At 66.9% G+C, this 11,581-nt stretch carries 13 protein-coding genes; 6 read left to right on the forward strand and 7 right to left on the reverse strand.

What is annotated here, in order from left to right; all coding sequences use genetic code 11:
- Positions 1 to 206 precede the first annotated feature (206 nt).
- On the forward strand, positions 207 to 881 hold the full coding sequence (locus tag ACTWQA_RS44950; RefSeq protein ID WP_443164985.1) for a response regulator transcription factor: 675 nt from the start codon (positions 207 to 209) through the stop codon (positions 879 to 881).
- Positions 878 to 2,236, forward strand: a complete 1,359-nt coding sequence (locus ACTWQA_RS44955) for a sensor histidine kinase (RefSeq protein WP_443164986.1) — start codon at positions 878 to 880, stop codon at positions 2,234 to 2,236. The genes ACTWQA_RS44950 and ACTWQA_RS44955 overlap by 4 nt, the downstream gene beginning before the upstream one ends.
- Here ACTWQA_RS44955 and ACTWQA_RS44960 read toward each other — a convergent pair.
- Complete coding sequence (locus ACTWQA_RS44960; protein WP_443164987.1) at positions 2,199 to 2,732, reverse strand: SgcJ/EcaC family oxidoreductase; 534 nt, start codon at positions 2,730 to 2,732, stop codon at positions 2,199 to 2,201. The genes ACTWQA_RS44955 and ACTWQA_RS44960 overlap by 38 nt on opposite strands.
- Positions 2,733 to 3,112: 380 nt before the next feature.
- A complete protein-coding gene (locus tag ACTWQA_RS44965; protein WP_443164988.1) occupies positions 3,113 to 3,640 on the reverse strand; it encodes an RICIN domain-containing protein in 528 nt (175 codons plus the stop codon).
- Positions 3,641 to 4,147: 507 nt separating this feature from the next.
- Between ACTWQA_RS44965 and ACTWQA_RS44970 the strand changes: the two genes are divergently transcribed.
- Positions 4,148 to 5,422 (forward strand): ABC transporter substrate-binding protein, encoded by a 1,275-nt coding sequence (locus ACTWQA_RS44970; protein WP_443164989.1) that lies wholly within the window; start codon positions 4,148 to 4,150, stop codon positions 5,420 to 5,422.
- A gap of 384 nt (positions 5,423 to 5,806) precedes the next feature.
- Here ACTWQA_RS44970 and ACTWQA_RS44975 read toward each other — a convergent pair whose 3' ends face one another.
- The 3 genes from ACTWQA_RS44975 to ACTWQA_RS44985 form a co-directional block, all read right to left on the reverse strand.
- Positions 5,807 to 6,271, reverse strand: coding sequence for an NUDIX hydrolase (locus ACTWQA_RS44975; RefSeq protein WP_443164990.1), 465 nt, complete (start codon positions 6,269 to 6,271; stop codon positions 5,807 to 5,809).
- Positions 6,272 to 6,372: 101 nt separating this feature from the next.
- Entirely contained in the window at positions 6,373 to 7,062 is a 690-nt protein-coding gene (locus ACTWQA_RS44980; RefSeq protein WP_443164991.1) for a dTMP kinase, read from the reverse strand.
- Positions 7,059 to 8,102, reverse strand: a complete 1,044-nt coding sequence (locus ACTWQA_RS44985; protein WP_443164992.1) for a radical SAM protein — start codon at positions 8,100 to 8,102, stop codon at positions 7,059 to 7,061. Before ACTWQA_RS44985 ends, ACTWQA_RS44980 begins: the two co-directional genes overlap by 4 nt.
- A 251-nt stretch (positions 8,103 to 8,353) precedes the next feature.
- Between ACTWQA_RS44985 and ACTWQA_RS44990 the strand changes: the two genes are divergently transcribed.
- The 3 genes from ACTWQA_RS44990 to ACTWQA_RS45000 all read left to right on the forward strand — a co-directional run bounded on the left by ACTWQA_RS44990 (position 8,354) and on the right by ACTWQA_RS45000 (position 10,490).
- The gene (locus ACTWQA_RS44990) at positions 8,354 to 9,721 is read left to right on the forward strand and encodes a hypothetical protein (protein WP_443164993.1); all 1,368 of its coding nucleotides are present in this window, start codon (positions 8,354 to 8,356) and stop codon (positions 9,719 to 9,721) included.
- Between the two features lie 25 nt (positions 9,722 to 9,746).
- Positions 9,747 to 10,235, forward strand: a complete 489-nt coding sequence (locus ACTWQA_RS44995; protein WP_443164994.1) for an NUDIX domain-containing protein — start codon at positions 9,747 to 9,749, stop codon at positions 10,233 to 10,235.
- A 75-nt stretch (positions 10,236 to 10,310) separates the two neighbouring features.
- Positions 10,311 to 10,490, forward strand: coding sequence for a hypothetical protein (locus ACTWQA_RS45000; protein ID WP_443164995.1), 180 nt, complete (start codon positions 10,311 to 10,313; stop codon positions 10,488 to 10,490).
- Between the two features lie 48 nt (positions 10,491 to 10,538).
- On the opposite strand, the gene ACTWQA_RS45005 is transcribed toward ACTWQA_RS45000, so the two are convergent.
- Together ACTWQA_RS45005 and ACTWQA_RS45010 are read right to left on the reverse strand one after the other, a co-directional pair.
- Positions 10,539 to 10,730: a hypothetical protein gene (locus ACTWQA_RS45005; protein WP_443164996.1), complete on the reverse strand. Its 192-nt coding sequence runs from the start codon at positions 10,728 to 10,730 to the stop codon at positions 10,539 to 10,541.
- Positions 10,731 to 10,977: 247 nt separating this feature from the next.
- Entirely contained in the window at positions 10,978 to 11,418 is a 441-nt protein-coding gene (locus ACTWQA_RS45010; RefSeq protein WP_443164997.1) for a hypothetical protein, read from the reverse strand.
- Positions 11,419 to 11,581: the final 163 nt, after the last annotated feature.

Here is an 11,581-nt window from a genome sequence, read left to right on the forward strand (position 1 = left end):
GAGGACTCGCAGCCGTCGCGACGCCGGGCACGGTGGTCAGCGTCCGGTCGATGGACGGGTAGTGCAGCGAACCATCCGCGGCGAACGCCCGGTCGGCGATCATCAACGTAGGCGGCGCGACATCCCTGCCCACCGGCCCGGATACGCCAGGCAGGCCATAAACTCCCCTGTCATCCGAACCGCGACTGCACTTCCGGGATGCTCTTGTGCGCGTACTGCTGGTGGAAGACGACGAGCCGATCGCTGAATCGCTGCGCCGCGGCCTGACGCGGTACGGGTTCGAGGTGGTCTGGGTCACGACCGGAGCGGCGGCGCTGCAGGCTGAGCCCGCCGATCTGGTCCTGCTGGACCTCGGGCTGCCCGACGCGGACGGCCTGGACGTGTGCCGTGCGCTGAGAGCCCGGGGCGAGGTGCCGATCATTGTGATCAGCGCGCGCAGCGACGAGACCGACCGCGTGGTCGGGCTGGAGATCGGCGCCGACGACTACGTGTCCAAGCCGTTCGGGGTACGCGAGGTGATCGCCCGCATCAGGGCGGTGATGCGGCGGGTGAAGCCGCCGCAGGAGAAGGTGGAAGTCGCGCCTGACCGCTACGGCCGGCTGAGCGTCGACCGCAGAGCCGCCCGCGCGTACGTCGACGGCGAGGAGGTGCCGCTCACCCCCAAGGAGTACGAGCTGCTGGCCTTCCTGACCGAGGAGCCGGGGGCGCTGATGACCCGCGAGCAGATCATGGAAGCGGTGTGGGACGCCAACTGGTTCGGCCCCACCAAGACCCTCGACGTGCACGTCGCGGCGCTGCGCCGCAAGTTCGCCGGCGTGCTCGCCATCGAGACGGTGCGGGGTGTCGGCTTCCGGCTCGTCGTCGGCCCCAGATCACCATGAACCGGCAGTTGATCGTCAGCTATGTGCTGCTGGTCGCCGTCGCGCTCGCGGCCTTCACCGTTCCCGTCGCCTTCACGCTGACCACGCAACTGCGCGAGGACATCGAGCTGGGTGTCCGCCGTGAGGCCACCACGATGGCGTTGCTGCTGGCCAATGACGACGTGCCCTCCCGGCAGGCCCTGGCTCGCATGGCGGAGGCGTACGGGCAGGAGACACCCGGCAGGGTCGAGGTGATCTCCTTCCGCGGGGGCGCGGTGCCGCCGCTGCCCGCGCCCACGGCTGCCGGCGACGCGGACTTCACCCGCGCGCTCCAGGGAGACGTCACCGTCCGCTGGGACTCCTCGCTCTATGTGACGGTGCCGGCGCGGGCCGCCGACCGGCGGATCGTCGGCGCGGTACGGATCGTCTACCCACCCGGCGAGCTCAACGACCGGTTGTGGCAGGTCTGGGGCTTCCGCGCGGTCCTGGCCGCCGCCGTGGTGGCGGTGGCGGCGGTGCTCGGGACGCTCACCGCGCGGCGGCTCACCCGGCCGCTGCGCGAGCTGCACGAGATGGCCAGCAAGTTCGGCGACGGCGACCTCACCGCCCGCTCCCCAGTCACGGGCCCGGCCGAAACGCAGACCCTCGCCAGGACCCTGAACTCCGGCGCCGAACGGCTGGAGACCCTGATCAACGCCCAGCGGGTCTTCGTCGCCGACGCCTCCCACCAGCTGCGCACGCCGCTCACCGCGCTCCGGCTGTCCTTGGACAACATCGCCGACGGCGTCGACGACGAGTACGTACGGGAGGACGTGGAACAGGCGACAGCCGAGGTCGTCCGCATGAGCCGCCTGGTCAACGGCCTGCTGGTACTGGCCAGGGCCGAGAGCGAGGCCACCGCCGCCGAGCCGCTGCCGCTTGCCGAGATCGTCGAGCAGCGCCTCGGCGTCTGGCGCGTGGCGGGTGAAGAGCGGGGCGTGCGCTTCACGATCGCGTGGCCGCCCGATCCCCGCCCTCTCGTCATGGCCAGCCCTGGCCATCTCGACCAGGTCCTGGACAACGTTCTGTCCAACGCCCTGGAGGTCTCTCCGGACGGCGGCACGATCGCGGTGCGGGTGGAACCGCGCGGCGACGAAGTCGTGCTCGACGTTTTCGACGAAGGGCCCGGCATGCCGCCGGCTGAGAAGGCCCGGGCCTTCGACCGGTTCTGGCGCGGCCGGGGACTCACCGGGCGGGCCGGCTCCGGCCTGGGCCTGGCCATCGTCAAGCAACTGGTGACCGACGACGGTGGGAGCGTCGCCTTGCGCGACGCTCCCGGCGGCGGGCTGTGTGTGCGGATCAGTCTTCGGGCGGCAGCACCGAGGAGTGGTGGTTGACGATCAGCCACTTGCCGCCGCGCTTCTCGTACAGGTACGTGTAGCGTGCGTCGACCGCCTGCTTCTTGCCGTCCTTGCCGGTGAGGGTGAAACGGTACAGGCCGGTGTCGATCGCGGTGTCGGCGTCCAGGACCTTGACGATGGTACGGATCTTCTTGCCCGTCGGCTTCTTCTGCAGGAAGTGCTCGAAGTAGTCCACGATCTGCGCGCGGTTGGTGCGGATCTTGGGCGAGGCGGTGGGGAGAAGGACGGCGCCGGGCGCGTACAGGTCGGCGACTTTTCTGGGGTCGCCGCTGGTCAGGGCGGCGTTCCAGGTGATGAAGAGTGCCGCGATCTGCGCCTTGGACGGCTTGGCCGCGGCGGCTGGCTGGGCCGGCTTGGCTGCGGCGGACGCCGCGTGGGTCTGGGCCGTCGCCTGGCCGCCGCCCGTGGCCGTGACGAGAAGAACGGCTCCTGCGGCGAAGGCTGCGCAGGCAGAAACTCGAAGATTCATCATGATCTCCCATGCTCTGGTGCGAATTGGGGGAATGTTCGCAACCACCATGGCGAGCGGCGGGATAAGACCAGTCCAGCGCCAAGGGTGCGTAAGGGAAGCGCCTGGACAAATCACTCAGAGTTACGGTCGCGTCACCTCTGGGGAGGCGGGTCGCCACCACCGGGAGCATGGTGTGCGTCTCAGCCTTGTTGCCCCCGAAGGCCTGCGACCTACGACTCGGATTTGATCTTGAACGTGAGCCAAGTCAGGACTCGCCGGCGCCCGATGCCGCAGGGGCACCATCTCCACCTCCAGCCAGAGGCCCCACGTTGGGCAGCCCCGTACGACGCTGCCCTCGTAAACGCGTGGATCGGCATGAGGAGGTGGTCTCGTCATTCGGCTCAGATCACGTAAATGGCGTATTCGTCCAGCTCATCCGCGCAATTCCAGACGATGGAATTGCCTGTGGTGTAAGTACGGAGACAGTTTCCAGGGGTGCCCTGATAATAGGTCCTGATGTAATGCAGATTCGCGCCGGTGACGGATCCCGTTCGCTGCAGGAGCCACCGCTGGTTGGCCGTCCCCAGGCAGCTGTAGAGGTAGACGATGTTGCTCGTGGACGTGTCGAGGGACTTGTCCAGGCACAGGTTCGACCCATACAGCTTGAAGGTGACGACCCACGCGCCCTGGTGCGTCGAGACGACGTTCATCTCCCATAACTGCTCCGAGCCGAGCAGTTGGTTCACCGGATCCCGGGATTCGGCGAAGCCGAGCACTCCGAGGTGCCGGGTGGGGGAGTTCTTCTGCTTGATGTAGACGATCCTGGGTGCCGCGAGACCGGAGGATGCCGAGGCCGGCACGACGACTGTCGCCGCCGCGAGGAGAAGGCTTGCTGCGATGACCGCCAAACGGCGCAGCAATCGAGGCATGAGCACGCACCTTTCCATCGAAGGAGGGACCCACATTCTCGTCTATGCAATTGACAAGCGAGATTTCCCGAAACGTGCCGCGATCAGTCGATGGCCGAGCCGGGGCTTATGTGGCTTCCGCACCCGATGGATGGCCAAGCGCGCCCCGAGGCTGGCTCATGTTTCCCTTCTGCCAAACCCGCGACTACGAGGCCCTGTCACCCCGCTCCGCATGACGCATTACCTGAACGCGGGATCGGAAAGGATTAAACGCCCATTTGGGTACGGACCGACTTTCTCGGCCTTTTCCTCTATCTGAATAACTTCCGACAACTTCACTGTCCCGGTAGCCTTGCAGGATTCTTTGACTCCGGTGGAGAGTCGTCGTGGGCCCCGATGCTCGCCATGCCGATCAACGCGCGCTCGGGCTGATCTTCGACCTCTTCCTGGCCGGACGAAGTACCTGATCCATGGTGTGACCACCCCAGGACCGAAGCAGGTCCCTCCCACCCCCCAGGAGGTAGAGCCGTGGGCTCTGGCAAGAAGATGTGGACGGTAGCGTTGCTGGCCACTGCTGTGCTGGTGATCACTGCGGCCTGCGGCGGCGAAGGCGCCGACGGCAAGATCAAGCTGCGCTTCTCCTACTGGGGCACTGACGCTCGGCAGAAGATGACCGAAGAGGCGATCAAGAGGTTCGAGGCGAAGAACCCGGACATCGACGTCGTGGGAGAGTTCTCCGGCTTCGGCAGCTACTACGAGACGCTGGCTACGAAGGTCGCGGGCGAGGATACGCCTGACGTCATCACGATCGAGATCCGCGGCCTGCGGGAGTACGCCGAGCGCGGCACACTCGCCGACCTCTCCAGCAGGGTCAACACTGCCGACATCGACGGCAAGGTGCTGGCCACCGGCGTGATCGACGGCAAGCAGGTCGCCATCCCCACCGGAGTCAACGCCTGGTCCCTGGTCGTGGACCCGAAGGCGATCGAGAGCGCGGGGCAGAAACTACCCGACGACACCACGTGGACCTGGGAAGAATACATCGACTTGGCCGCGAAGATCACCGCAGGGGCCGGCGGCAAGGTCTACGGCACGCAGCAGGCTTTCAACCCGGCCTTCCTGCAGATCTTCGCCGCTCAGCGGGGCGAGCGCTTCTATGACGGCAACAAGATGGGCGTCTCGCCCAATACGCTCAAGGCATGGTGGGCCATCCACCGGAAGCTGGCCAAGACCAAGGGTTCTCCTGACATCCCCAAGAGCCTCGAACTCGGTGCCCAGAACGCGGACCGGTCGCTGTTCGCCACCGGAAACGGCGCGATGGGGATGTGGTGGAGCAACGAGCTCGGCGCGATCAGCAAGGCGTCGGGCGGCAAGGAAATGGAGCTGCTGCGGATGCCGAAGGCGCAGGACGCCTCCGCCGGCGGCATGTTCCTGCAGCCCGCGATGTTCTACACCGCCTCGGCGAAGTCTGAGCACGCGGCCGAGGCCGCCAAGTTCATCGACTTCATGATCAACGACCCGGAGGCGGGCCGGATCATCCTCAGTGACCGCGGCCTTCCGGCCAGCTCCAAGGTACTGGCGGCGGTCCAGGACAAGCTTTCGGAGACTGACAGGAAGACGCTGGCCTTCCTCGACGAGATCAAGGGCGAGCTCACGGATCCGCCTGCCGCCCCGCCGAAGCTCGCAAGCGCCATGGAGGGCATCCTCAAGCGGTATACGGATGAGGTGTTGTTCGGCCGGATGACCCCTGACGACGCCGCACGGAAGTTCATCACGGAGGCCAACGCCTCCATCGCAGGTTGATGCCTGCCAGACACGGGCCGCAATAACGCTTATGACAAGGTGGCTGGGCCAGGGAAACGCACGCCTGCGCACCCGTACAAGAGGCTCGTCACAGGCGGCATGAAGCAGTCTTTCCGGTCACCAGCGCCACCGCCAGAAGCGGTGCTGGCGGCGGACGAGCAGCCGCCCCGCCACCTGCCTGCCGCGCACCACGAAATGCGCCGCCGGCAGCGGTGTCCCGGACCCAAATCGGGCTGGCAACCGGCTCGACTGACCAGCCAGACCATGGCGTCGACGAAGGAATCGGTGTCGCCAGGCCAACTGGTGATGTCCACCCTCCGCTGGGGGCAGGACGTCGCAAGTCGTTCCAGTAGTATCCCCAGTCCTCTGGGAAAGACCCTCGAATTAGAGGTGCTCGGGTGCGGTCCAGCCGTCGAGGCTGAAGGCCTGGCCGCAGCGATATGCGTCGATTCCGGTGCGGATGTAGCTGACGACGTCGGCGGGCAGGTCGTCGAGGCCGAACCAATCGATCTTGTCGCATTTGCTGGGCTCGGCGTTGACGGGTTCTCCCGCCCAGCGGGTGGCGGCGAAGAACACGCCGATGCGGGCCTGGCCGTCGGGGTCGGCATGGTGACACAGGTGCGCAAAGGCCAGGTCGGCGCGGTCGATGACGATGCCAAGTTCTTCGCGAGCCTCGCGGGCCGCGCCCTCGGGCAGGGTTTCGCCGGCGTCCAGGCAGCCGCCGGGCACCGACCAGGAGCCGTCGGCGAAGCCGGTGTTCGCTCGCAGCAGGAGCAGCACCTTGCCGCCGCGGATGAGGATCAGGTGCACCCCCACATGGGGCCGGAAGGTCTCGGCTGGTGCGGCCATGGCCGTACTCCCCGCGGTGACGATGCCCTTGGACAGGTCACGCTATCGCACCTTGCGGGGAGCACGGGTGTTCTCGGCATGGGCCGCCCCAAGGACAGCCGTCAGACGCGGGTGCGTGGCGCCTGACTGTGGGCCATCGCGTGAATCAGGTCAGTGAGATGGGCGGCGAGCTGAGCCGCGGTGCGGCCGTCAGTGCGCAAGTGGTAAGCGGTCGGATCGGTGGCAGCGATGTGGTCGTAGTGTTCCTGTAGCCGCCGCAGCAGGGCACGGTTGGCGATCAGGTCGCGGTCGGCGGCGCTCTGATCGGGCCTGGCGGTCATCCGCTCGATCAGCTCGTCCAGGTCGGTGTGTAGGTAGACGGTTAGGTCCGGCTGGGTCAGGTAGCCGGTGAACGGGGCAATGGTCGCGGTGACGGTGGCGTTGTCCAGGCCGTGCACAGCGGCGTGGTTGGCGATGACGGAGTTGACGTAGCGGTCTGCCACCGCGTGCCCGCTCTGCAGCGCTTCGCGGGCCAAGTCGGCGGCATGCAGCGCACCGGCCAGATAGAAGGCGAGCTGAGGCAGGGCGCGGGCGTGCGTGTTGATGTACGGCTGCAAGCCCGAGATGGGGGAAGGGACCGTGTGGAAGGAGCAGCAGCCGAGTCGGTCGGCCAGGTGTGCGGCCAGGGTGGACTTACCCGATCCGCTGATCCCCTCCAGAACCACGAAGATCCCCGATCGTGGCGCTTCGGCCTGTTGGTAAGCCGTGGGAAGCAGGTGGCCGATGCTGACGTGGGGTGCGGCGATGGTCATTGCAGCGTCCCTTCGGTGAAGGCGTCCAGGTGCGCGGAAACGGCCGCCAGCATTGCGGTCCGATCCTCTGTGTAGGGAGTCACGTCCAGGCGCAAGTCGGGGCGGAGCAGGCAAGGGCTCAGGGCGCCGGCCGAGTCCAGGCGCAGCGCCCAAAAGCCCTCGACGCAGCGCGGCCGCTCGGGGCAGGCCGCGCACTGGCCGACGTGGTGACGGCCAAGCGAGGCGTCGATGACTTCGATGGTCATCTCACCGTGTCGGCCGGGGACGGTGAAGACACGGCGGCCCTGCCCAGTGCCGGAGGTGACGATGTCTTCGGCGGTTGCGAAGGAGCGCAGGTAGGCGCTGATGTCGCTGGAGGGGACCTTGACGCCGCCCAGGTGCTCGTTGTGGTCGGTGCTGACCAGTTCGATGATCTGGAGGCTGGTGCCCAACTCGCGGGCGTAGGCGATGATGTCCATCACTTCGTGGGCGTTCTGCTCCTGCAATAGCAGGTTCAGCTCCACGATTGGGATGCGCCCGATGGCCGCCTCGATCCCGGCTTTGATCTTGGCGATGTCGCCGGGTTTGCCCTCGGCGATTGCGGCGATGGAGGCGTCGGAGAAGTAGTGCAGCGAGACCTTGATCCGGTCCAGCGCGGTGTCGGTCAGCCAGCCGAGGTCCTTGGTAAGCGTGAGCCCATTGGTGATCAACGTGGTTGTGTAGTCACCCATCCGGTGTGCCGGCAGGCCCTGCAGGATCGGGCGGGCCAGCGGGGACAGCAGTGGCTCGCCTCCGGTGAAGAAGACGCGGCGGATCCCTGTGGCGGTCATCGCATTGATAGCGGACAGGAAGTCGGCGGCGTTCAGCGCTCGGCGGCGGGGCTGGATGGCGCGATCGTGGTGCGTGATGCGTGGCGGGATCTCTCCTTCGTTGTGGCAGAACCAGCAGCCGAGCTGGCAGCGGGGGGTGAGCGAGACTCGCAGCTGGCCGCCGCGGCGGACGAAGTCGCCGGCGCCGCCGGACAGCCGCCGTGGCATGGGGAGGTCGGTGCGCAACGTCATTGGCAGTGTGTCCCTGGTCGGTCGGCGCAACCTGGATGGTCGCCGTCGGCCTTCACGGTCCGCCCAGCCCGCCGCCTCTGGGCAGATGGAGCAGCCTGCGCGCCTGTGCGAGCACCTCTGCGTGCCTTGCGCGCTTCTTGCGCGGTCGGGCCGTGGGTTTGGTCATGAATGCCCTCGGTGACAATGACCCCTGTAGGCCACCGAAGGGCGTCGGTATGACACGGCCAGTCACCAATCGTGAGCTGGAGGTCTTGCTCACCGAGGCGGCATACCACCGTTCGCTGGCCGCGTTCGCCCGCCAAGTCAACCAGGCCGCTGCCGACCGGTATGGCCTGGTCCTGCGCTACGACGGCGCGTCGGTGTACTGGTGGCTCCGCGGCCGTTGCCCGGAACAGCCGGCCCCTGAACTCATCGCCGAGCTGCTAGCGGCCCGGCTCGGCCGTGCCGTACAGGCCAGCGACCTCGGCTTCGCCGCCTTGGCGGCCGACGCCGACGCGCAGGCGCTGCTGTTCCCAACCAGCGTGCCCGCGGCTATTGAGAACGCCGCCGGGCTGTGGCGCCGACTCGGCGGCACGTCCTCCTCGCCGGCGATACCGGATTCCTCGGCGCCGTTCGTCGCCAATGCGGCCGAGCAGGCCGGGTGGCGCTGGCACTTCGATCCACCCGACGCCAGCGTGGCAAGGGCGGCGGGACGGCCTGTCGACGCCATGGACGTACAGGTGCTGCGCTCATGCGCCGAGCAGTTCCTCGAACTCGACCGGCGGCATGGAGGCGGGCACGCTCGAGCGTTCCTGGGCGATTTCCTCACCCGCGACGTGGCACCACTACTGCGCGGACGCTACCCCGACACCGTCGGAAGGGAGCTGTTCGCCGTAGCGGCCGAACTAACCGGAATGGCTGCATTCATGTCCTTCGACATCGGCGACCACGGTGCCGCCGAGCGTGGCTTCATCCAGGCATTGCGTCTGTCCAAGGCCGCCGGTGACCGCTTGCACGGAGCGCACATTCTTGCCAACCTCGCCACCCAGGCGATCTTCCTCGGCCTGCCCGGCGAGGCCGTCCGGCTGGCCCAGGCCGCTGTGGAAGGCGCCGGCCGCCGTCCCTGCGCGACGGTGGCCGCCCGGTTGCACGCCACTGCGGCCAACGCGCATGCCCTGACCGGTGACCGGCAAGGCTTTGAGAAGGCGATCGCGCGTGCCAAGCGCGCCCTCGATTGCGCCGATGCCACCGCTCCGGCCTGGGTTTGCTACTTCAGTCCCGCGCACCTGGCCGGCACCGCGATGCGGTCCTTGCTCGATCTTGGGCAACCCGGTCAGGCGCTGCGCTACCGTCAGCAGGCCCTCGACCTCGGCCCGGCCAACATGCGCACCCGAGCTCTTCACACCGCGCTCACCGCGACCGCACACGCCCGGGCCGGCCACATCGATCAGGCCGCGCTCCTGGCGCTGCAGACGCTGCAGTTGGCTCGGCGGATCCGCTCGCGCCGTGTCGCCGCCCGCATCACCCTGCTAGCCGACGTGCTCGTCCCGCACCAGCCCATCGCCGAGGTAAGGACCTTCCTCGATCAACTGCCGGACCAGCTACTAGCAGAGCGGACAGGCCAAGCGGCAGGCGGCTAGGTCGAGCGGGAGTAGCCTGGATGAGGTGAGCCAGCCCTATCTGCCGCCCGCTGAGTGGTATGCCAGCCTGCCCACTGTTCACGTGTCAGCGTGCATGCTGCTCACCGACAACGCCGATCGCGTCCTGCTGGTCAAACCCAACTACCGCAGTTACTGGGCCGTACCCGGGGGGATGGTTGACGACGGAGAGCCTCCCCACATTTGTGCCGTGCGCGAGGTCGCCGAGGAACTCGGACTGCAGGTCCGGCTCGGACCATTGCTCGTGGTCGACTGGGCTCCGCCGATGGGTGATCGGCGGCGCCCGATGATGAACTTCATCTTCGACGGCGGCACCATCACCGACCCCTCCCGTATCCGATTGCAGACGGACGAACTTGACGCCGCCCAGTTCTGCCCTTGGGAGGAAGCGGCCACCAAACTGCCCGCTGCAACCGCCGCCCGCATTCCGGCCGCCCGTACTGCCCGCAAAAATCAGCAGACGATCTTCCTGCCGGCGGAGCGCTCCGGCGCATAACGGCTCTTCGAATTGGGTGTAGCTCTTCCGCAGTGACCTGCTGAGCTGGGCGTTTGCTGGCCTGGCTGTTTGATCGTGAAACCGCTGGAGATCACCGGAGCCAGGTGGGGACTGGCTGGAGCCGAGGCCATCTTGAAAATTCGCGCTGTGATCGCCAACAGGGATCTCGATCAGTACTGGGTTTTCCACGTCGACCGCGAGAACCAGCGCGTTCACCACAGCCGTCACCACGATGGATACACCCTGACAGCCTGATCTAACCAGTCATTGCGGAAGAACTACACCCATCTCGTATCACTAAGCTCAGGAGGCTGGCTCTTCGGTCGAGGGCTGCTCGATCTCGGTGCCGTCCGGCGCCACGGCGACGTAACCGGAGCCGGTGAGATCCCAGGTCATGTCACCCTTGCCGTCGTTGTTGATGTTATAGATGATCCTCCCGTCGGCGGTCCACCCACCGTTGAGGGATGAGTTGTAGTAGGCGTAGCAGTCCCACATCCTGCCCTCGGAGTCGGAGATGCTGTTGAGGTCGTTCTTCCAGTTGCATTGCTCGTTCCCATAAATGACGTTGTAGCGCTCGACGCGTACCTCCGCGATGAACTTGTCGAACCGCGTACCGCCCAGAAAAGACCCCTGCCAGTTAATGCTGAGTATGGCCTGCTTCTGAGAGGGCGTTACGCGAGTTGATGTCCGCTTCGTCGCTTGCGCTGGATAGTGCAGGCTGGTCAGGGCAGGGTTCGCCGGGCTACGGGAGCGGTTGAGCGAACAAACCCGGCTCGTTCTCCACGAGGACGCCGTGGCTGACCAGGCGTTTGAGCTTGGCGCGGACGTTTTGGATGCTGTTGTGCGCCAGGGGCAGGTCGAGAGCCTCACACAGCTCGCGAGCCCGCAGGGGGCGGCCAAGGTCGGCGAAGACGGTCAGAATCTGCTGGTAGGCCGGGTTGTCAGGCAGTGCGGGAGGTGCCGCGACCGGCTCGGTGTCGGGTTCGTGGGCGAGCGAGAGCAGGGTCTTGCGGGTGATCCGCAGATGCTCGATCGTCTCGGTGAGTTCTCCGAGGCGTGCGGTCAGCACGTGGATCTCTGCCTGGGCCTGCTCGATCTGGCAGGTCACGGCCTGCTCCCGTGCGTCGATCTTGTTCAGGAGCCATGTCCCGGGGTCGGGATCCGGCCGGCCGGGCCTGGTCATGTCGACCGCCACGAAGGGGCTGGGGCGCGGGTCAGCCGGCGGGACATCACGTCGGTCATCGCCCAGTGCACCCGTGATTCGGAGCTGGCCGGCAGATGCTCATACTCGCGGACCAGCCGCCGGTGGAGCATCAAGGTGCCGTTGGTCTGCTCGACGATCCAGC

This window comes from Nonomuraea sp. 10N515B, assembly GCF_052245915.1.
Taxonomy (GTDB): domain Bacteria; phylum Actinomycetota; class Actinomycetes; order Streptosporangiales; family Streptosporangiaceae; genus Nonomuraea.